The sequence below is a fragment of the Brevundimonas sp. UYEF29 genome, from assembly GCF_040546195.1.
Classification (GTDB): Bacteria; Pseudomonadota; Alphaproteobacteria; order Caulobacterales; family Caulobacteraceae; genus Brevundimonas; species Brevundimonas huaxiensis.
In genome coordinates this window covers 158,232-176,680 of sequence record NZ_JBEPNH010000002.1, presented here as the reverse complement: position 1 = coordinate 176,680, position 18,449 = coordinate 158,232, and the positions used below count along the sequence as shown (strand labels likewise).

Sequence of the window (18,449 nt, the reverse complement as noted above, 5' to 3'; positions counted from 1 at the left end):
GACGGACCAAGGCTGTTGCAGATCTGCCCTCTACACCGGCTGCGCCCGTCCGTCGCGGGCCTTCACTCCGCCGCTGTCACCGCCTCCATCACCGCCGCCTGGACCTTCAGCGCCTGCACCGTCTCGCGCACGTCGTGGACCCGCACCATCCGCGCCCCGCGCCGCGCGCCTTCCAGCGCCAGGGCCAGCGATCCGCCCAGCCGGTCAGTCGCCAAGGTCGCCGTCGGATCGATGGCCTGGATCGTGCGCTTGCGGCTGGCGGCGTACAGCACCGGAAAGCCCAGATCGATCAGCGCGTCCAACCGCGCCGTCAGCGCCAGATTGTGCGCCAGGGTCTTGCCGAAGCCGATGCCGGGGTCCAGCCAGATCCGCTCGCGCGCCACGCCCGCCGCCATCGCCGCCTCGGCCCGACCACGCAGATAATCCCGGACTTCGCCCACCACGTCGTCATAGCGCGGGTCCGCCTGCATCGTGCGGGGTTCGCCCTGCATGTGCATCAGCACCACGTCGCAAGCCAGTTCGGCCGCGACCGCCGCACTGTCGGGCGCATGGCTCAGCGCCGTCACATCGTTCCACATCGTCGCCCCGGCCGCGACGGCGGCGCGGGCGACGGCGGGCTTCATCGTATCGACGCTGATCGCTCCGCCCCAGCGCGCGCGGACGCCGGCGATGACCGGCGCGACCCGGTCGATCTCCTCGGCCTCCCCTACCGGTTCGGCTCCCGGCCGGGTGCTCTCGCCGCCGATGTCCAGAACATCGGCCCCGTCCGCGACCAGCCGCATCGCCTGATCAATCGCATCTTCGGTCGAGGCCCATCGTCCTCCGTCCGAAAAGCTGTCGGGCGTCACATTGACGATGCCCATCACCTGCACAGTCATGCCGACCGCCCGATCAGACCGCCCAGCGCCTCCAGATAGGCGGCGAAGGCCTTGCGCCCTGACGGAGTGATGGACACGCGGGTCAGGGGCTTGTTGTTGACGAAGCTCTTGGCCACGGCCACGTATCCCGCCTCCTCCAGCTTCTTGATATGGACCGACAGATTGCCCTGCGTCGCCTCCAGCACCGTCTTCAGCTCGGTGAAGTCGGCGGCCTCGGCGTCGGCCAGATAGACCATGATCCCCAGCCGCATCCGGCCGTGGATGACCTCGTTGATCTTGCCGAGCGCGTCCAGCCCCATGGATCAGCCGACGTCCGTATCGACGGCGCGGGCTTTCAGCGCCGCACGCGTCATGATCCAGCCCGGTCCCGCGAACAGCACGAACAGGGCGAGTGTGCAGACATAGAGATAGATCACCGCGTCGCGCACTAGGACGCCCAGCGCGACCGACGTGATCCAGCCGCCCAACGACGTCGCCAGCATCCATGGCTTCTTCTTCAGACTGTAGGCCACGAACCAGGCCGCCGACTGAAGCGCGAAGATCATCGCCGGATAATAGAGCCAGACGGCGAAGTCCTGATCGCGGCGCGCGCCCACGCCGAACACGATGATGATCGCCAGATTGGCCATGCCCGCGCCGCTGAAGGCGGCATTCAGCGTGCGGGTGACGATCGGGCCGGCCGTCCCCGTCTTGCGATCGTCACGCACGGCCCAGGTCAGGACGATCAGGAAGGCGACTGTGATGGCGACCACAAAGCTGAGATTTCCCAGCGGCGGCCAGCGCACGATCCCCCACACCTGACCGATATGGAACAGGCATTGCAGACCATAGAGCAGGCCGCCCGCCAGATAGGCGACGCCCAGCGTCAGGGTCGCCCTGGGATTATTGCCGCCCTGAACAATGGCCTTCATGAAGGCCAGGTCGGCTTCGGGGCCGGTGCGGGACTTGTCGGACATCGCTGTGTGATTCCTGTGCGACGGGCGCGTCCCTCGGATGGACGCCGCCGGAAGGGTTTGCAAATTATTCGGCGGGGATCAGCGCAGGCGCAGGCCGGTTGCGCCACGGCACGCGCCGGCCATTCAGCCACCGCCCCATAAAGCTGTGGCGGATCAGCAGTTCGTAGGACGCCAGGCACACGGCGAAGACGCCCGCCGACACGCCGATCAGCTTCACCCACCACGGCCCAGCCCAATCCTGCACCCAGACCTGGGCCAGCATGACCAGCGGCAGATGCACGATATAGATCCAGTAGGAGGCGTCGGAGAGGTAACGCCGAACCGGACTGTGGCCCGAGGCGAACCGCACGCACAGTCCCATGGCCGCCAGGGCCGAGGCATAGACGGCGACCGCCGTGACGGCGGCGGCCAGGGCCTTGCCGGCCGTCGGCTCGCCCATCGGCGCGATGCTCGGTCCGCCCGCAAGGATGTAGGCCGTCACGCCCGAAACCAGCGCCACGTAAAGGAACAGCGGCGACCATTTGGCGATACGGGCCAGCAGATCACGCCGCCGGTCCAGCACGAAGCCCAGGCCGAAGGCGAGGCCGAATCCGACCAGGGCGGGGGTGTCCGGGATCACGCCCGCGTCCGGCGTCGGCACGGCGAAGAAGGCGATCCACTTCGGATCCAGCCACAGCACCAGGGCGAGCGGAACGGCCAGCACGGCAGGCGTCCACGGGCCGATCAGCGCGCCGGTGATCCTGTCCACCACCGGCCCCGCCCGTCCGTTTCGATCCAGCACAGCCAGCGCCGCGCGAACGATCAGAACGACGGCGTAGAACAGGGTCAGCACCCACAGAAACCACAGGTGGGTCAGCGGAAAGTTGGTCCAGTCATAGGTCGGCGGCGGCGGCGGCGCGCCGGGCGTCACCAGACCATTGGCATGAGCATTCCAGACCAGGGCCGTGACGATCCCCGCCATGACCGGAAACCAGAAGGCCGCCAGCGGCCCGGCGATCCGCACCGCCCGATCCCTGGCGAAGGCGGCCCAACCTCGCCGCGCCAGCATCCTGTGCGCGAACAGACCCGCGATAAGGAAGAAGGCCGTCATGCGAAACAGATGGATGGCGAAGAACAGCCAGGCGGCGCCGATCGACCGGCTGTCGTCCGCCACAATCCAGATCTGCGGCGGGACAAAGGACAGGCTGGCGTGCAGCACCACCCCCAGCAGCAGCGCCCCGGCGCGCAACGCATCCAGCCCGTGCAGCCGTTCCCCCTGCTCTGCTTTCGATATCAACATGACGTCCCTCCCACAATTGAGACCGCCATATCTCACAGACATGTTTGTGATGCAAACTTGTTCGTCGAAATGGTTGTTGCGCTGGCCAGTGGATCAGCCAGACGCCCAAAGAAAAACCCGCCGGGAGATCGCTCTCCCGGCGGGATTCCCGCATTTAGATCAGGCCTGGGTTCAGTGAACCGTCGGCACGCTCGTCGCGGCCGGCGCGGCGACCGGAACCTCGATGTCCGTGCCGTCCGACACCGGCGTCACCGGCACCGAGACCGAAGGCCCGGCGTTGGGGAAGTTGTTCTCGTCGCGGTTCGGCGCGACGCCCTTCTCCAGCAGGTCCTTGATCTCCTCGCCCGACAGGGTTTCGTATTCCAGCAGGGCCTGCGACAGCTTCTCGTGATCCTCGGCCTTGGTGGTCAGGATCGTGCGCGCCTCGTCCCAGCCCGAGGTCACCAGGCGACGGACTTCTTCGTCGATGGTGCGCGCCGTCTCTTCGGAGATGTTCTGGCTGCGGGCGACCGAGTGGCCCAGGAACACCTCTTCCTGGTTCTCGCCGTAGGCCACGGTGCCCAGCTTGTCCGAGAAGCCCCAGCGGGTGACCATGGCGCGGGCCAGCTTGGTCGCCTGTTCGATGTCCGAGCTGGCGCCCGAGGTGATGTTCTCCGGCCCAAAGATCAGCTCCTCGGCGACGCGGCCGCCCGCCATGATGGCGATCCGGTCGATCATCTGCTGATACTTCATCGAATAGCGGTCGCCTTCCGGCAACTGCATCACCATGCCCAGCGCCCGGCCGCGCGGGACGATGGTCGCCTTGTGCACCGGGTCGGCCATCTTGACGTTCATGGCGACGATGGCGTGACCGGCCTCGTGATAGGCGGTCAGACGCTTTTCTTCCTCGTTCATCGCCATGGAGCGGCGTTCCGAACCCATCAGCACCTTGTCCTTGGCGTCTTCGAAGTCGCGGTGGGTGACCATGCGACGGTCCTTGCGCGCCGCCATCAGGGCCGCCTCGTTGACCAGATTGGCCAGGTCGGCGCCCGAGAAGCCGGGCGTCCCGCGCGCGATGGTCTTCACATTCACATCGGCGGCCAGGGGCACGTCCTTCATGTGGACGCGCAGAATGCGTTCGCGGCCCGAGACATCCGGGTTCGGCACCACCACCTGGCGGTCGAAACGACCAGGCCGCAGCAGGGCCGGGTCCAGCACGTCGGGACGGTTGGTCGCGGCGATCAGGATGATGTTCTCGGACGCCTCGAAGCCGTCCATCTCGACCAGCAGCTGATTCAGCGTCTGCTCACGCTCGTCATTGCCGCCGCCGAGACCCGCGCCGCGGTGACGCCCGACGGCGTCGATTTCGTCGATGAAGATGATGCAGGGCGCATTCTTCTTGGCCTGTTCGAACATGTCGCGCACGCGGCTGGCGCCGACGCCGACGAACATCTCGACGAAGTCCGAACCCGAGATCGAGAAGAAGGGCACGCCCGCCTCGCCCGCGACCGCGCGCGCCAGCAGCGTCTTGCCGGTGCCGGGAGGGCCGACCAGCAGGGCGCCCTTGGGGATCTTGCCGCCCAGACGCTGGAACTTGCCCGGATCCTTCAGGAAGTCGACGACCTCCTGCAGTTCGTCCTTGGCCTCGTCCACGCCCGCGACGTCGTCGAAGGTCTTGCGGCCCTTGTGCTCGGTCAGCAGCTTGGCCTTGGACTTGCCGAAGCCCATGGCGCCCTTCGCCCCGCCCTGCATCTGGCGCATGAAGAAGATCCACACGCCGATCAGCAGCGCGATCGGCAGAATGCCCAGCAGCAGGCTCATCCAGATCGACTGGCCGCCCGACTTGGCGTCGATCTCGACGTTGGCGGCCAGCATCTGGGCCACCAGCTGTTCGTTCGGATAGACGGTGGTGGAGGTGAAGCGTTCGCCGTTCTTCAGCTCGCCGTTCACCTTGTCCAGGCGGATGGTCACCTGTTTGACCTCGCCCGCGTTCACACGCTGCACCAGCTGGGAATAGCTGATGGCCTCGGGCTTGCCGGCCGGCTGGCCCGTCACGCCGTTCATGGCGCCGCCCTGCGACAGCGCCGCATAGCCCGCCAGCAACGCCAGAATGATCACGCCGGTGATCGCCAGATTACGCAGGTTCATTGAGGTCCTCGGTCGTCCGCGACCCCGGTGGGATCGACGGTCTGGATGTGTCTGTCTGGGAAAATAGGGGCTTAATCAGCGTTACGCTATCGGGTGGCGGAAATCAGGTCGTCTTCGTGCGTCGTTTCGTCCAGCGCCAGCCTGAGCCGTTCCGTAACAAGGCCGCGCCGTTCGACCCCTTCGCCTGCAAGAACCGGAGCCACAGCGCCGTCCCTGATCAACACAGGCCAGGCCCCGCGCGTCCCCGCCGGCAACCGATTGATCTCGGCCCTGTCGGCGTCCGACAGACTGGCCAACCGCCCCCGCGCCGGAACCACAGACCAGCCTGGACGATCGGCGCAGAAGAGGAACCGCCCGTCCCAAACCGCCTCGACGCCGGGCTTCAGCGCCAGCGGCGAAATGTCCCGCCTGCGCAACTCGCCGGCCTCGCGCATCAGCCGCACCACCGCGCCGACAGCCTCGATCCGCGCCCCGCACAGGGTCGCCGCGAAATCCTCGCCCGCCTTCAGCCGCGCCATCAGGGCTTCCAACCGCGCGCCACGAGGCGGCGTCGATCCGCCGCCGACGCAGACCAGGGCCGCCGCCAGCGCCCGCGCGCCCACGTCACGGTCCACATGCACCATGGCCTCGCCCTTGATCATCGGTAGCGCCCCGGTTTGCGCCGCCGCCTGCTCGACCGGTTGCGGCGCCGCGCCCGCCAGCGCCTGCCGCGCCCGGCTGCGCCCGAAGCGGGGATCGGCGTTGGCGGGGTCCTCGATCCAGTCGCCCCCCTGCCTCGCCAGCCAGTCGCGCAAGCCCCGCCGCCGCTCGCCCAGCAGCGGCCGCAACAGCATCAGGCCTCGACCCTCGGGCCAGGCCGGAGACGGCGACCATTCGCGCACCCGCCCCAAAGTCGAGCCTTCGCTTCGCATCAGATCGGCCTCGGCGATGTCGTCGGCGGTGTGGGCGAACAGGACGACCGACGCCCCCGCCTCGCGCGCCGCATCCGCAATCAGTGCATGCCGCGCCGCCCGCGCCGCCGCCGTCAGGCCGGCCGCGGGCTTGTCCGCGTTCCAGCTCAACCCGCGCCAGTCGGCCCCGGCGTCCCTCGCCGCCCAGGCCGCAAACTCGGTCCAGCCACCGCTGTCCGCATTCAGCCGATGATCGACGGTCAGGGCCAGCACCGAACGCCTGCGCGTCCGCGCCCACTCCGTCGTCAGCCGCAACAGAGCGATGGAATCCCCGCCCCCCGACAGGGCCAGCGCCAGCGGCCGGCCTGTGTCCCGCGTCAGTCGCGCATCCAGCCGCGCGAACGCTCGCGCTCTGAGATCCGGGTCAGCCGTCAGGCGCAGGAACCCGTCGTCTTCAACTGGGCCGCCCGCGCCTTTTGCGGGTCAGAAGCGGCGGGCGCATAGCGGCGCGTGAACTCCGCCAGGGCCGCGCACCCTTGCGGCTTCCGCTGCGTCGCGAACAGGGCGTCGGCCAGTTTCAGCGTCGTATCCGCCGCCCAGCCGATGCGCGGCCAATCCTTCAGCGCGGCGGCGTAATAGGGCACCGCCCCGGCCTTGTCGTTCGCCGCCACCCGCAGGTCGCCCAGACGCGAGTTGGCCTCACGCGATTGCGGCGTATCGGGCCAGGCCGCGATCACCGTCTCCAGCGCCCGCTCGCCGCGCGGCTTGTCGGTCGCCAGCAGGGCCACCGCCGCCGCCAGATCGCGGGTCGCGTCGCCGGTGGGCGAGGTCGCCTCGATCGGCGCATTCAGTTCGGCCTGGGTTTCCAGCTTCTGCAACCGGCCCTCGGCGTCGGCCAGACGCGTCTTCAGCGTCTCGTTCTCGCGCGTGGCCTCGTCCAGCTCGAAGGTCAGCCGCTCGTTGTCGCCGTTGATCCGGCGCACCGTGGCCTCCAGGTCGCCCAGGCGTCGGTCCATCAGGGCGAACTGCCCCTGAAGCGTCACCACCTCGGGGTCCGGCTCGACCAACACGGGCTGGCCGACGGCGTTCCTCTGGGTCAGCGCCCGCTCCAGACGGCGCACATTGCGGTCCAGCTGGTCCAGGCGGCGATTGTCCCACTCGGTCCGCTCCATGATGTTGGGCTGGACCTGCTGGGCGACCGCGCCGCCTCCGATCAGGACACCCCCAAGGGCGGCGGCGGCGAGCAGATGAGCACGAGAGATCGAGAGCTTGGTCATGCGTCTAGCTTTCACCGATTTGGGGCCGCCGCAAGGCCGAGCTAGTGGCCCAGCCCCAGATAGACCATGGCCGCGATGAACAGGCCGACCACGATGTTGCAGAACACCAACAGCGCGATCGTCCGCCACAGGGCCGAGAACCAGGACAGCGAATAGGCGCCCTTCATCTGGGCGAACATGTGCACCGGGATCGATAGCGCCGCCAGATTGATCACCACCAGGCCGAATGTCCCCCAGAAGGTTCCGGCGATGACCATCAGCATCAGCAGCATGGCCATGAAGGTCAGCGAATACAGAACGAACACCCCGTGGTCGTACAGGGTGAAGCCGCGCTTCCATAGGAACAGCAGGGCCACGAACGGGATCGACAAGGGCACCAGCAGGAAGGCGAACTTGTACACCGTCTGCTGGAACTTATAAACCGCCAGGTCCGGGTTCTGTAGCTTCTTCAGGACCGTGGCGCCGATGCCGTGCCCCTCCTTCTCGGCGTCCTTGCCCATGACTTTCAGCTTGGTTTCGCCGGCCTCTTCGGTCGCCATGTCCTTGATCCCGGCCTGCCAGCTGCCGGGCTTCAGACCGTCGGCGCGACCGTCGCGCTGCTCGGTCTCCAGCCGGACCAGGGCCGCGCGGCGGTCATCGACCAGCTTTTGTCCGGCGTTGATCGCCATCTGCATCGTCGGGTCCGGCTGGGCGCCGCTTTCGGCCCGCATCTGGATCAGGGCCTTTTCCGCCTCGGCCAGACCGACACGCTGGGACGCGATCCGTTCGGCCATCTCGGCGCCTTCGGTCTTGGATTCCGGGTGCGGCATGAAGCTGAGCGCAAAGAACATCACGAACAGGGTGAACAGGAAGATCGCCAGCGGGGAGACGTAGCGCGTGCGCTTGCCCTCGACCCATTCGCGCGTCAGCCGGCCGGGGTTCAGCCACAGCAGCGGCAGGGTGCGCCAGATCCGGGCGTCGAAATGCATGACCCCGTGCAGCAGCTCTTCGCCCAGGTGCAGCAGGCTGCGGTGGACGTGGGTCGGCTGGCCGCAGTTTGCGCAGAAGTTGCCGCTCGTTTCGGCCCCGCAGTCGGAACAGACGCCGTGGGCGTGGGCCTCGCCGGCCTTGCCCGTCGGCTTTTCAATCGCGCCTGCGACCAGTCCGGCCGTGACGACGGCGCCCGCCCCTTCGATATCCATCCGCTGATCCCCCGATCCCTGTGATGACGGTTCTGCCGCCAGCCCCGCGTCAGGACAAGCGCGGAAACGAAAAGAGGCGCCGACCCTGCGGCCGGCGCCTCCTTCAGATCAGCCGATCAGCCGGTCGTCAGCGCGGCGCGCCCGAGACGATGGCGGTGTGGGCGTTACGGTTGCGGGCGAAGGCGTCTTCGTTCGAGCCTTCCGCGATCGGCCGTTCCTTGCCGAAGCTGATGGTGTCGATCCGGCCGGCCGGAATGCCCCGGTTGATCAGATAGGTGCGCACCGATTCCGCACGGCGGGCGCCCAGCGCCAGATTGTATTCGCGCGTGCCGCGTTCGTCGGCATTGCCTTCGATGCGGACCGTCACGGACGGATAGCGCTGCAGCCACTGAGCCTGGGCGTCCAGGCGCGGCATGGCCTCGGGACGGACCTCATAGGAATCCAGGTCGAAATAGATGCGGTCGCCGACGTTGACGACGAAGTCCTGTTCGGTGCCCGGCGCGGCCGAACCCATGTTTCCGCCGGTCACCGGCCCGGTGGGCGCGGTCGGATAGGCCGGACCCGTCGGTTGCGTCGTGCCGTCGTTCGGACCGGGCACGCCGGTCTCGACCGGGGGCTTTCGGGTGCAGGCGGCCATGGCGGCGACGGCGCAGCCGACCATCGCCAATTTGAGAATGCGGGAAGTCTTCATTGGGTCGTCTCCTGACGTATCGTTTCTGGCAAGGGCGGGCCTCAAGCTTGGCTTTACTGTCTGCCTCGGCCGATTTTTCGACGCTAGAGGCGATAACGCACAGTTGAGCTTTAAGGCTCCGACGGTGTCGGTGCGGCGTTTAGGCGGGGCAGCTGTCGGCGCCCTGGTTCACGCCCAGATTGCTCGGGCCGCGATCGAGCAGCGGCGACCAGGCCGGGTCGGTTCCGCGTCCGTTATAGCCCGCCTGCGACACCACGCGTCCCGACAGGTCCACGGTCCACAGACGCGTGTCGCCGCCCGGCGTCTGGCGCGCGAACATGACGTAACGACCGTTCGGCGCCCAGTTCGGGCCTTCCTCGAAATAGCTGGACGACAGGATGCGCTCGCCCGAGCCGTCGGCGTTCATCACCCCGGTCGAGAACCGGCCGCCGCCCTGTTTGGTGAAGGCGATCAGATTGCCGGTCGGGCTCCACGACGGGGCCGTATAGATGCCGCCGCCGCGCGAGATCGGCCGCTGGCCCGATCCGTCCGACCGCATGACATACAGGCGCGCCGAACCTGAACGGTCCGAGGTGAAGACGATCTGGCTGCCGTCCGGGCTGAACGACGGCGAGGTGTCGATGCCCGGGTCGCTGGTCAGGCGCGTGATCTGGCGGCTGCGCAGGTCCATCACATAGACGTCGGTGTTGCCGCCCCGGATGATCGAAAACGCGATCTTGTTGCCGTCGTTGGAGAAGCGCGGCGCCAGCACCTGACCGTCGAACTCGCCCAGGCTCTCGCGCCGGCCGGTCGTCAGATTATACAGGTAGATGCGGCTGTAATCCTTGCCCAGCGCCACATAGGTGATCTCATCCGGCTGCGACAGCGAGAAGCGCGGCGACATGATCACCTCGTCGCCCTGCGTCAGATAGGTCGGGTTGAACCCGTCCTGATCGGCGATGGTCAGGCGGTTGATCCGGTTCAGTTGCGTGCCCTCCTCGGACACGAAGATCACGCGGGAATCGAAGAAGCCGGCCTCGCCGGTCATGCGCTGATAGATGACGTCGGAAATCTTGTGCGCGATCCGGCGCCATTGCTCCTGGGTCGCGGTGAACTGATAGCTGACCAGCTGGCACTGGCGATAGGGATCATAAAGCCGGAAGCCGACGTCCAGCCGCCCGTCGCCGCGCGTCGTCACACCGCCGTACAGCACCGCCTGCGCGCCGATCTGGGTCCATTGGGGAAAGTTCGGCGCATTGGCCAGGGTCAGGCCGGTCTCGATGAAGCTGGACGGGTTCAGCGGCTCGAAGAAGCCCGACCGCTTCAGATTGGCGCTGACCACATTGGAGATGTCCGACCCGTGCGTCCCGGCGAACGGCACAACCGCGATCTGAAGGGGACGCAGCACGCCGTCATCAACCACCACATCCTGCGTCTGCGCGTTCTGAGGCGCAGCTTGGGCGTTTAAGGGATTAAGCGATACTGGCCCAGCGACTAGGGCGACGGCGGCGGATGCCATCAAAAGGTTCAGACGCATAATTTGCTCCCAAGCATTGGAAAGACAGTCTCGCCCTTATCATCGGACGTTATGACAACCGCCAGCTTCATGGCGATTGGGGCGACATTCGGTCGGGAACAGGCCTCTTTACCTGACCTCTATCGATTTCCGCATTTTCTAGCGGTTTCAAACCGGAAGGGCACTTCTTGTGCCTGAAAACCTGCGGGCACCCTAAACGGAGAGGCAGCGCGCAATGCTCTGAGCATTGCGTCCGATGCTGCACGCCACGACGCATCACTTTGTGGATTCTGCAAAGTGGGAGAACCCACAATATTTCCATCTGCCGTCAAGCGAACAGTCACCCTGATGACCATTCTGTCCATGCCCGGCATTTCACAGTTGATGTTCCAGTGCGGGCTTACTTGACCAGCAAGCGCGGATAGCTGCGGGCCCGTGGCCTGGGACGCGGCGCCCGCCCCCTGCTGCCCCGTCGCCGGTCGGCCGCGATTGTTGGTCGGGCGCGTCGGTCCGGCTAGGGCGTCCAGATCCAGGCTCGGCTCTGTGCGCTGGGGCGCCGGGCGGGCGGGCGCGGGCGTCGCCGGGCGCGGAGTCGGCTGGGCCTTGGTCGGCGGCGCAGGCGTTGGCGGCTGGGGTCGAGGCGTCGGACGCGGCGGCGTCGGGGTCGGCGTGGGCTTCGGCGTTGGCGTGGGCGTCGGCGCCGGGCGCGGCGGCGTGGGCCGCGGCGGCGTCGGGGTCGGGCGCGGCTGGGGTTGCGGCGGCGTCGGTTCCGGCGTCGGCGGCACGGGATCGGGCTGCTGCACCGGGGCGGTTGCGGCGTCGTCAGGCGAAAGTTCGGGCTGCGGATTGTCCGCCGGCGCCGCCTGGATCACCTCTTCCGACACGATGGTCACCGGCACCGAGGCGACCAGCGGCGTCTCGTCCTCGTCCATCTTGTGCGAAAAGGTCACGAAGGCGAGCGCGATCACCCCGGCGTGCAGGGCCAGTGATCCGAGGATGGCGGGGCTCGGCCGACGCAACGGCTTCAGGCCTCCGGCGCCGTGTCGGTGATCAGGTTCAGCTTGGTGAAGCCCGAGGCGCTCAACCGCGCCATCACCCGCGCCACAGCCTGATAGGGCGCACGCCCGTCAGCCCGAACGAACACCGGCCGCTCGGCCGCCTTGTCCGCGCCGCCCGCCTCGGTCAGCAGGCGCGTGGACAGGGCGTCGAACGCCGTCTCGCTGTCGCCGACGAAGATCGCGCCCTGCTGGTCGATGCTGACGGACAAGGGCTCGGACTTGATCTCGACCGCGCTGGCCTCGGTCTTGGGCAGTTCGACCGGCACGCCCACCGTCAGCAGGGGCGCCGAGATCATGAAGATGATCAGCAGCACCAGCATCACGTCCACCAGAGGCGTGACATTGATCTCGGTCAGAGGACCTTTACGCCCCCTGCGTCCCCGGCGCCCACCGCCGCTCGCACCACCGCCCAGGGCCATGGCTCAGACGCCCCGCTTCAGGCTGAGGTCGCTGGACGGCGGCGGTGGAGGCGGCGGGGCTAACGGGCTGCCCAGGCGGCGCGCCACGGCGGCCTGCAGATCGTCGGCGAAGGCCTCCAGGCGCCCCGTGAACTTGCCCGCGTCGATCGAAAACTTGTTGTAGGCGATATAGGCCGGGATGGCCGCCGCCAGGCCGATGGCCGTGGCGAACAGGGCCTCGGCGATGGCCGGCGCCACCGTGGTCAGATTGGTGTTGCCCGCCGCCGCGATCCTTCCGAATGCATTCATGATGCCCCACACCGTGCCGAACAGGCCGATGAAGGGCGAGGCCGTGGCCACCACCGACAGCACGCCCAGGCCATTCTCGATCCGCTGGCCCTCGCGCGAGATCAGGCTGTTCATCGCCTTGTCGATCCGCACCAGCAGCAGCTCGCCCTGGTGCTCGTTCAACGCCCCGCGCTGACGCGCCTCGCGCCAGTCCGACAGGGCGATCACCAGCATGCGCGGCAGGGCGTGGTCCGGATCCGGCCCCGCCTGCGACGCCACCTCTTCCAGTGACCGGCCCGACTGAACCGACTTTTCGAAGTCGTCGGCGCGCTTGTTCAGCGCCGTGAACCGCACCGCCTTGTCGATGATGATCGTCCACGACCAGATCGAGGCCGCCGCCAGCCCGATCATCACGCTCTTGACCACCCAGTCGGCGGTCATGAACAGCTCGACCGGGTTCATCATCGCGGCGTCGACAGGCGTGGTCATTCAGGCGCTCCGGGCGGAATCGAGATCGTCACGTCCCCTCTTCGACCGAGCGGACGTGACCATTGTGTGGCGTCCGGCCCGTTTAGCCCCGACCCGTCCGCCCGTCATCTGACAGGCGCGTCATAAGGGTTAACGGCAGGTTACTCGGACGCCGTCCGCCGCGCGTTCGGATCGACCGCGACAGAGACCGGGGCGCCGACGCTGATGATGACGCCCTCGTGGCCTTCCTTGGCGATGGAATAGGTGGCGGCGTCCTTCAGCAGCTGCTCCTCGCACTGGCGATCGCCCGCCCGGCCCAGTTCGGCGCAGCCGCGCTTGGCCGCATCGGTCCAGCCCAGGACCCGGCGCGTCGCCGCCTCGGCCCGTTTGATCGCCGCCTCGTCCTCGGCGGCGGCCTGCGCGATCAGGGCCTGGCGCGCCCCCTGCTGGTATTGCAGCTCGGCCTGGCCCGCCATCTTGCGCTCCCAGACCTTGTAATAGGGACAGCCCACCAGCCCGCCGCCGATCAGCAGCACGAACAGCAGGATCGTGACGATCACCGCGCTGGCGGACATTTTGTAGGTTTCTGCGGCCATGACGTTTCCCCCTCGTTGGCGCGATCCTAGTCGGCGGTTCCACTGGCCGCCAGCCACGGCGTGACCTTCTCGACCAGTCCCTTCGACGGCCGTCGCGGCCGTCCGTCCAGATGGATGCACACCGCCGTCACCTCGGCCCGGCACAACACCTCGCCGGCCCGCTCCACGCTCTGGCGGATGATCAGCCGCACGCCCTTCACCTGCTCGTAGACGGTGCGCACCACCAGGGCGTCGTCGATCCGCGCGGGCTTCAGATATCTGATATTTAACTCGGACACCACGAAGGCCAGCGGCTCGGCCTCCTCCAGCAGATCGGCATGCCCCACCCCGATGGCGCGCAGGAAATCGGACCGCCCCCGCTCGAAATAGCGCACATAGTTGGCGTGATAGACCAGGCCGGTGAAATCGGTGTCCTCATAATAGACGCGCACCGGCAAAAGGTGATCGCGCCCCTCGAAACGGCCGGCGGTGGGTTGGTCGGAGATTGCGGTCACTGGAACCTCGTACGTCGTGCAGACGCCATAGCCAGTCCGATCGCGACAAGCCATCCGATCACGGGCGAAGCGCCATATCCCACCACCGGCGCCGGATAGGCGCCCAGCAGATTGGCCGCCGACAGACCGATCCAAAATCCGGCCATGGCCAATCCGACGGCGGCTCCGGAGCCGCGCGCCCGCCAGCCTAACCACAGCAACGGGGCCGACAGCAGGATCAGCGCGATCACCGCCGCAACACCCAGGACCGGCGCCACCGCCCAGACCGTCGGCACGACATCCTCGACATAGGGCACGCGCGGCAGGGCCTGCGAACGCGCCAGGCTCCACAGCGCCAGAATCCAGGACAGGGCCGCCAGCGGCGCCAGCGTCTTCCACGACCCTCTCGCCGCCGTCAGCAACCCGGTCGCCCCCACGGCGGAAGCCAGGCTGGCGGCTCCGTCGAAGCCGAGACCGAACGTCAGGATCGCCAGGGCGGCGACGCCTGCCGTCCACACATCGTCAGCATCCTGCGCCACGAGCCAGAGCAGCGGCGCGCCCAGCAGCGAGGCGGGGTGGATCAGAACCGGCCCCAGCGCCAGCCAGCGATGCGCGCCCTGCATCTCCACACCCGTCGTCAGCGTCAGGACGGCGACGACCAGGATCGCCGCCGTCGAGATCAACCTCGGACCCCGGCCCGGCCGCCCCGTCCGCGACGCCGCCCAAAGCGCCATGGCCCCGATCAGAAACGCCGCCGCCTGGACCGCAACCGACGCCGTCCCCGCTCCGGCCGTGCGGATCGCCACCAGGCTGATCGCCGCCGTCGCCGTGATCTGTGCGATCAGGACGAGTGCTGGCCCCTTCAACCGACGACGGATCACGGCCGGCGGTTCGGCGCGGCCATGAAGCCGGGGCAGTAGCTTTGGCGCATTTCGCGGAACTCGGTCGGCAGGGGGTCGTCGCTGAACAGGATGCGATTGGGGATGGAGACGAAGCCCACCGCCGGCCCGCCCGCGACGCGCCCGACATAGCCGCACACCGATCGCCTTTCGCCATTCTCGGCGTAGCGCAGCTCGGCGCCGCGCCCCGCCTGGGTGCGGATCTGGCGCATCACCCGCGCATCGGCCGGCTCGGGCGACGGGGTGTTCGCCGGCTGCATCAGCACCCAGACGCCGACCGCGCACAGGGCGAGAACCACCGCCGCCGCGATCATAAGACGCTGCTGAAGCCGGCTGCGATGGCGCATCACCCTCATGCGGCGGGCGCATCCAGGGTGAAGTCCAGCGGCGTGTCGGCGGCGGGCAGGCAGGTCCGATCCACCGGCTTGGACGGATCACGCAGGAAGTCACGCGCCATCTTGCGCGTGCAGGGGCTGGCGTTGATGACGCCGTGGGTCGCATTGGTCACGATCACCACCTGGCTGTTCGAATAGCCCTTGGCGGCGGCCTCGGTCAGCGGCGGCGGACAGCCCGGATCGATCTCGGCGGCGACGAACAGGGTCGGGATGTCGGTTTGGACAGGCAGATTCTCGATCGGCAGCGCCGGCCGTTCGCCCACCGCCGCGCAGACGTCGAACAGCCGCGACAGCGACGGGACCAGCACCTCGGCCACCGGATCGCCCGCCGCCCCAGCCGCCAGCCGCGCCTTGGATTCGAACGGCAGCTCTTCCTTGCACAGGTGGGCCATATGCTGGCCCTCGAAATAATAGGTGCGGTCCTCGGCGATCTCCGCGACCGGCGTCAGGTCGCCGGCGATGATCTTGTCAAGATCGACCGGCAGGCTGCGCACGCCCGTCGCGCTATAGGTCGTGTCCATCAGGAAGGCCGACAGGTCGTCGACGTTGAAGCTGCGCCCGTCCTTGCCTGTCACCGGTCCGGCCAGCCATTTGCGCGCCTCGGCCTCGAACCGCGCCTGAAGGTCCGGATGCTGCGCCGCGCAGGCCGCCTGGGCCGCGCATTTGGCCACGATGATCTTGACCGCCGCCGAGACCTGTTCGGGCGTGCCGACGGCCCAGTTGCCCTCGGGCGGCCAGGGGCTGTCCATCACGGCGGCGCGCACGATCTGGGGCTGGTGGGTGATGACCGCCGCCTCGATGCGCGGCCCGTACGATCCGCCCCACAGGTCGATCTTGGCCAGACCCAAAGCCTGGGCCATGTCCTTCACGTCGTCGGCGATGGCGGCGGCGTTGTACTGGTTCAGGTCGATGCCTTGCGCCTGATAGCCCTTCAGACAGGCGATCAGTCCGTCGCGATCCTCGTCGGACGGCGGCCCCGCATCGGTCAGTTCGACGCCCGGACAGTCCATCGACGGGTTGCTCGCCCCGCCGCCCCGCTGGTCGAACAGGATCACGTCCTGATCCACCGCAAAGGCTTCCGGATTGCGACGCAGCGCCGCCAGCATCCGCCCCGCCCCCGGCGTCAGGGCCCCGCCCGGCCCCCCGTGGAACATCACCATCGGCGGCAGCGCCTGGCCCGAGGCGTCCTTGTAGGGCGCGCTGGCCTTGAAGATGACCACCGCGATGTCGATGCGCCGATCGCTGACCGACCCGTCGCGCGCCTCGTCCACCGTCAGGGTCCCGCACCGCACCTCGCGCAGACCCGTCGGCCAATCGCCGGGACAGGCCTTGTCGGTGAAGACGGGGGCCGCCGCCCTCGCAGGCGGCGCCAGACCGGTCAGGCCGACCGCAAACGCCATCACGGCCAGGGTGCGCAGGATCATGGGACGACGGCTCCGGTTCGCCCCCAGCAAACCCCCGCCCGCCCCGCTTGGCAACCGCCTACCGGAGATTAGGCGGCTCGCTTGGCCTGAGCGGCTGCCGCAAGCGTCGCCGCCATCCGCTCTTTCCAGTCGTCGCCTTCCTCGGCGAAGGCTGCGATGGTCTCGGGAGAGAGTTCGAGTGCAACGGCCTGCGATGTCAATTTGGCGAACATATCGGGGAACACGTCCCGGAACGGCCGCCCTTTGGCGAAATCCGCCTCGGTTAGTTCAGGGTTCTCGGGATCGTCGATATCGACGTCATCATAATGATCCGGGTTCAGCCAGTCGTCCTTGGGATCAGCCATATTGGATTACCTCGCGCCGATTAGCCTTTCTGAGGCTGATGATCCTCAACACGCCGCCTCTCGGCGTGACGATCAACACATGCAGCCTATCCAGCACCTTACCATAAATCTGGTACCGAGGCTCCTGATAGTCGTGACGCCTGTCCGGTATGACCGTGACGTGGTTCCAATCGATGCGACGCGCGACCTCCAGCGACAGCCCGTGCTTCAGCCTGTTGGCTGCATCCTTTTCAGGATCATATTCGAAAAGGCCGTCTTTCATTCGAACAGGTCGCCCGGCACGGGTCCGGCGGCGGGTTGCGTCGGCGCGCTGAGGCCCAGATGCGCATAGGCCTTGGCGCAGGCCATGCGGCCGCGCGGGGTGCGCATGATGAAGCCCTGTTGCAGCAGATAGGGTTCGATCACGTCCTCGACCGCGTCGCGCGCCTCGGCGATGGCGGCCGCCAGGGTGTCCATCCCGACCGGCCCGCCGCCATAGTTCTCGATCAACGCCTTCAGGAAGCGCCGGTCCAGGCTGTCCAGCCCGGCCTCGTCCACTTCCAGCCGCGCCAGGGCCCGCGCCGCCACCAGTTTCGAGATCGTCTCGGCCCCTTCCGCCGAGGCGAAATCCCGCACCCGGCGCAGCAGGCGCCCGGCGATGCGCGGGGTGCCGCGCGCCCGCGACGCGATCTCGCGCGCGCCCGCCTCGTCGATGGCTGCGCCCATCTTGCGCGCCGTGCCGCGCACCACCGCCGTCAGTTCGTCGGGGGTGTAGAACTCCAGTCGCAGCGGAATGCCGAACCGGTCGCGCAACGGCGTGGCCAGCAGGCCCGCCCGCGTCGTCGCCCCCACCAGCGTGAACGGCGCCAAGTCGATTCGCACCGAGCGCGCCGACGGCCCCTCGCCGATGATCAGGTCCAGCACATGATCCTCCATGGCCGGATACAGAATCTCCTCGACCTGGGGGCTCAAGCGGTGGATCTCGTCGATGAACAGGACGTCGCGCGGCTCAAGGTTGGTCAGGATCGCCGCCAGATCGCCCGCCTTGGCCAGGATCGGTCCCGAGGTCGCCCTGAACCCCACGCCCAGCTCGCGCGACACGATCTGCGCCAGCGTCGTCTTGCCCAGTCCCGGCGGTCCGAACAGCAGCACATGGTCCAGCGCCTCGGCCCGCCCGCGCGCCGCATCGATGAAGACTTTCAGATTGCCCTTGGCCTGCGACTGGCCGACGAATTCCGACAAGGTCTGCGGCCGCAGCGCGCGATCGAAGGCTTCGCCGGTCTCGGCCTCGGGGGAGATGACGCGGGTCATGGCTGGCCCGAGTGGCGAGTGGCTGTTGAGTGGCGAGTGGCG

The 18,449-nt window shown here is 67.9% G+C and carries 22 protein-coding genes; 1 reads left to right on the top strand and 21 read right to left on the bottom strand.

Features of this window, described 5'->3' with window-relative positions:
- Positions 1–62: 62 nt before the first annotated feature.
- From folP to tolA, 11 genes are all read right to left on the bottom strand, one after another.
- A complete protein-coding gene (gene folP / locus ABIB58_RS03785) occupies positions 63–878 on the bottom strand; it encodes a dihydropteroate synthase (RefSeq protein WP_045809712.1) in 816 nt (271 codons plus the stop codon).
- Positions 875–1,177, bottom strand: a complete 303-nt coding sequence (locus ABIB58_RS03780) for a winged helix-turn-helix domain-containing protein (RefSeq protein ID WP_045809711.1) — start codon at positions 1,175–1,177, stop codon at positions 875–877. The genes folP and ABIB58_RS03780 overlap by 4 nt, the downstream gene beginning before the upstream one ends.
- Positions 1,178–1,180: 3 nt before the next feature.
- Positions 1,181–1,834 carry a hypothetical protein gene (locus ABIB58_RS03775; protein ID WP_354039175.1) on the bottom strand — a complete coding sequence of 218 codons (654 nt, stop codon included), beginning with the start codon at positions 1,832–1,834 and terminating at the stop codon, positions 1,181–1,183.
- 64 nt (positions 1,835–1,898) lie between these two features.
- Positions 1,899–3,113: an acyltransferase family protein gene (locus tag ABIB58_RS03770; protein WP_045809709.1), complete on the bottom strand. Its 1,215-nt coding sequence runs from the start codon at positions 3,111–3,113 to the stop codon at positions 1,899–1,901.
- 171 nt (positions 3,114–3,284) lie between these two features.
- Positions 3,285–5,240 (bottom strand): ATP-dependent zinc metalloprotease FtsH, encoded by a 1,956-nt coding sequence (ftsH, locus tag ABIB58_RS03765; RefSeq protein WP_039246156.1) that lies wholly within the window; start codon positions 5,238–5,240, stop codon positions 3,285–3,287.
- A gap of 86 nt (positions 5,241–5,326) precedes the next feature.
- The gene (gene tilS, locus ABIB58_RS03760) at positions 5,327–6,511 is read right to left on the bottom strand and encodes a tRNA lysidine(34) synthetase TilS (protein ID WP_255360386.1); all 1,185 of its coding nucleotides are present in this window, start codon (positions 6,509–6,511) and stop codon (positions 5,327–5,329) included.
- A gap of 50 nt (positions 6,512–6,561) precedes the next feature.
- Positions 6,562–7,407 (bottom strand): tol-pal system YbgF family protein, encoded by an 846-nt coding sequence (locus tag ABIB58_RS03755; protein WP_045809707.1) that lies wholly within the window; start codon positions 7,405–7,407, stop codon positions 6,562–6,564.
- 41 nt (positions 7,408–7,448) lie between these two features.
- A complete protein-coding gene (locus ABIB58_RS03750; protein WP_045809706.1) occupies positions 7,449–8,588 on the bottom strand; it encodes a DUF3667 domain-containing protein in 1,140 nt (379 codons plus the stop codon).
- Between the two features lie 127 nt (positions 8,589–8,715).
- Positions 8,716–9,279, bottom strand: coding sequence for a peptidoglycan-associated lipoprotein Pal (gene pal, locus ABIB58_RS03745; RefSeq protein ID WP_039246161.1), 564 nt, complete (start codon positions 9,277–9,279; stop codon positions 8,716–8,718).
- A gap of 139 nt (positions 9,280–9,418) precedes the next feature.
- The gene (gene tolB, locus ABIB58_RS03740; RefSeq protein ID WP_045809705.1) at positions 9,419–10,795 is read right to left on the bottom strand and encodes a Tol-Pal system beta propeller repeat protein TolB; all 1,377 of its coding nucleotides are present in this window, start codon (positions 10,793–10,795) and stop codon (positions 9,419–9,421) included.
- A gap of 119 nt (positions 10,796–10,914) precedes the next feature.
- Positions 10,915–11,301, bottom strand: a complete 387-nt coding sequence (tolA, locus tag ABIB58_RS16400; RefSeq protein WP_502909730.1) for a cell envelope integrity protein TolA — start codon at positions 11,299–11,301, stop codon at positions 10,915–10,917.
- 16 nt (positions 11,302–11,317) lie between these two features.
- On the opposite strand from tolA, the gene ABIB58_RS03735 reads away from it, so the two are divergent.
- Positions 11,318–11,824, top strand: coding sequence for a hypothetical protein (locus ABIB58_RS03735; protein ID WP_354039171.1), 507 nt, complete (start codon positions 11,318–11,320; stop codon positions 11,822–11,824).
- Here ABIB58_RS03735 and ABIB58_RS03730 read toward each other — a convergent pair.
- From ABIB58_RS03730 to ruvB, 10 genes are all read right to left on the bottom strand, one after another.
- Positions 11,799–12,251 carry an ExbD/TolR family protein gene (locus tag ABIB58_RS03730; protein ID WP_066554427.1) on the bottom strand — a complete coding sequence of 151 codons (453 nt, stop codon included), beginning with the start codon at positions 12,249–12,251 and terminating at the stop codon, positions 11,799–11,801. The two genes, ABIB58_RS03735 and ABIB58_RS03730, sit on opposite strands and share 26 nt — an antisense overlap.
- 3 nt (positions 12,252–12,254) lie before the next feature.
- Positions 12,255–13,007: a protein TolQ gene (gene tolQ, locus ABIB58_RS03725; RefSeq protein WP_354039169.1), complete on the bottom strand. Its 753-nt coding sequence runs from the start codon at positions 13,005–13,007 to the stop codon at positions 12,255–12,257.
- A gap of 140 nt (positions 13,008–13,147) precedes the next feature.
- Positions 13,148–13,582, bottom strand: a complete 435-nt coding sequence (locus tag ABIB58_RS03720; protein WP_045809702.1) for a hypothetical protein — start codon at positions 13,580–13,582, stop codon at positions 13,148–13,150.
- A 26-nt stretch (positions 13,583–13,608) separates the two neighbouring features.
- Positions 13,609–14,067, bottom strand: a complete 459-nt coding sequence (gene ybgC / locus ABIB58_RS03715) for a tol-pal system-associated acyl-CoA thioesterase (protein ID WP_045809878.1) — start codon at positions 14,065–14,067, stop codon at positions 13,609–13,611.
- A 5-nt stretch (positions 14,068–14,072) separates the two neighbouring features.
- Positions 14,073–14,936, bottom strand: a complete 864-nt coding sequence (locus ABIB58_RS03710) for a hypothetical protein (protein WP_354039167.1) — start codon at positions 14,934–14,936, stop codon at positions 14,073–14,075.
- A complete protein-coding gene (locus ABIB58_RS03705; RefSeq protein ID WP_354039165.1) occupies positions 14,933–15,301 on the bottom strand; it encodes a hypothetical protein in 369 nt (122 codons plus the stop codon). Before ABIB58_RS03705 ends, ABIB58_RS03710 begins: the two co-directional genes overlap by 4 nt.
- A 5-nt stretch (positions 15,302–15,306) precedes the next feature.
- Positions 15,307–16,773 (bottom strand): alpha/beta hydrolase, encoded by a 1,467-nt coding sequence (locus tag ABIB58_RS03700; protein WP_354039163.1) that lies wholly within the window; start codon positions 16,771–16,773, stop codon positions 15,307–15,309.
- Between the two features lie 68 nt (positions 16,774–16,841).
- Positions 16,842–17,117 (bottom strand): BrnA antitoxin family protein, encoded by a 276-nt coding sequence (locus ABIB58_RS03695; RefSeq protein ID WP_052689450.1) that lies wholly within the window; start codon positions 17,115–17,117, stop codon positions 16,842–16,844.
- Entirely contained in the window at positions 17,110–17,379 is a 270-nt protein-coding gene (locus tag ABIB58_RS03690; protein WP_045809698.1) for a BrnT family toxin, read from the bottom strand. Before ABIB58_RS03690 ends, ABIB58_RS03695 begins: the two co-directional genes overlap by 8 nt.
- A complete protein-coding gene (gene ruvB, locus ABIB58_RS03685; RefSeq protein ID WP_045809697.1) occupies positions 17,376–18,407 on the bottom strand; it encodes a Holliday junction branch migration DNA helicase RuvB in 1,032 nt (343 codons plus the stop codon). The genes ABIB58_RS03690 and ruvB overlap by 4 nt, the downstream gene beginning before the upstream one ends.
- Between the last annotated feature and the right edge of the window lie 42 nt (positions 18,408–18,449).

What these genes read in the sequence shown, in the direction of transcription:
- ABIB58_RS03770 (WP_045809709.1), bottom strand. Translation starts at nt 3,113, where the DNA reads ATGTTGATATCGAAAGCAGAGCAGGGGGAACGGCTGCACGGGCTGGAT.
- ABIB58_RS03775 (WP_354039175.1), bottom strand. Translation starts at nt 1,834, where the DNA reads ATGTCCGACAAGTCCCGCACCGGCCCCGAAGCCGACCTGGCCTTCATG.
- ABIB58_RS03690 (WP_045809698.1), bottom strand. Translation starts at nt 17,379, where the DNA reads ATGAAAGACGGCCTTTTCGAATATGATCCTGAAAAGGATGCAGCCAAC.
- tolB (WP_045809705.1), bottom strand. Translation starts at nt 10,795, where the DNA reads ATGCGTCTGAACCTTTTGATGGCATCCGCCGCCGTCGCCCTAGTCGCT.
- pal (WP_039246161.1), bottom strand. Translation starts at nt 9,279, where the DNA reads ATGAAGACTTCCCGCATTCTCAAATTGGCGATGGTCGGCTGCGCCGTC.
- ruvB (WP_045809697.1), bottom strand. Translation starts at nt 18,407, where the DNA reads ATGACCCGCGTCATCTCCCCCGAGGCCGAGACCGGCGAAGCCTTCGAT.
- tolQ (WP_354039169.1), bottom strand. Translation starts at nt 13,007, where the DNA reads ATGACCACGCCTGTCGACGCCGCGATGATGAACCCGGTCGAGCTGTTC.
- ABIB58_RS03750 (WP_045809706.1), bottom strand. Translation starts at nt 8,588, where the DNA reads ATGGATATCGAAGGGGCGGGCGCCGTCGTCACGGCCGGACTGGTCGCA.
- ABIB58_RS03705 (WP_354039165.1), bottom strand. Translation starts at nt 15,301, where the DNA reads ATGCGCCATCGCAGCCGGCTTCAGCAGCGTCTTATGATCGCGGCGGCG.
- ABIB58_RS03695 (WP_052689450.1), bottom strand. Translation starts at nt 17,117, where the DNA reads ATGGCTGATCCCAAGGACGACTGGCTGAACCCGGATCATTATGATGAC.
- ftsH (WP_039246156.1), bottom strand. Translation starts at nt 5,240, where the DNA reads ATGAACCTGCGTAATCTGGCGATCACCGGCGTGATCATTCTGGCGTTG.
- ABIB58_RS03755 (WP_045809707.1), bottom strand. Translation starts at nt 7,407, where the DNA reads ATGACCAAGCTCTCGATCTCTCGTGCTCATCTGCTCGCCGCCGCCGCC.
- ABIB58_RS03700 (WP_354039163.1), bottom strand. Translation starts at nt 16,773, where the DNA reads ATGATCCTGCGCACCCTGGCCGTGATGGCGTTTGCGGTCGGCCTGACC.
- ABIB58_RS03780 (WP_045809711.1), bottom strand. Translation starts at nt 1,177, where the DNA reads ATGGGGCTGGACGCGCTCGGCAAGATCAACGAGGTCATCCACGGCCGG.
- ABIB58_RS03730 (WP_066554427.1), bottom strand. Translation starts at nt 12,251, where the DNA reads ATGGCCCTGGGCGGTGGTGCGAGCGGCGGTGGGCGCCGGGGACGCAGG.
- folP (WP_045809712.1), bottom strand. Translation starts at nt 878, where the DNA reads ATGACTGTGCAGGTGATGGGCATCGTCAATGTGACGCCCGACAGCTTT.
- ABIB58_RS03720 (WP_045809702.1), bottom strand. Translation starts at nt 13,582, where the DNA reads ATGGCCGCAGAAACCTACAAAATGTCCGCCAGCGCGGTGATCGTCACG.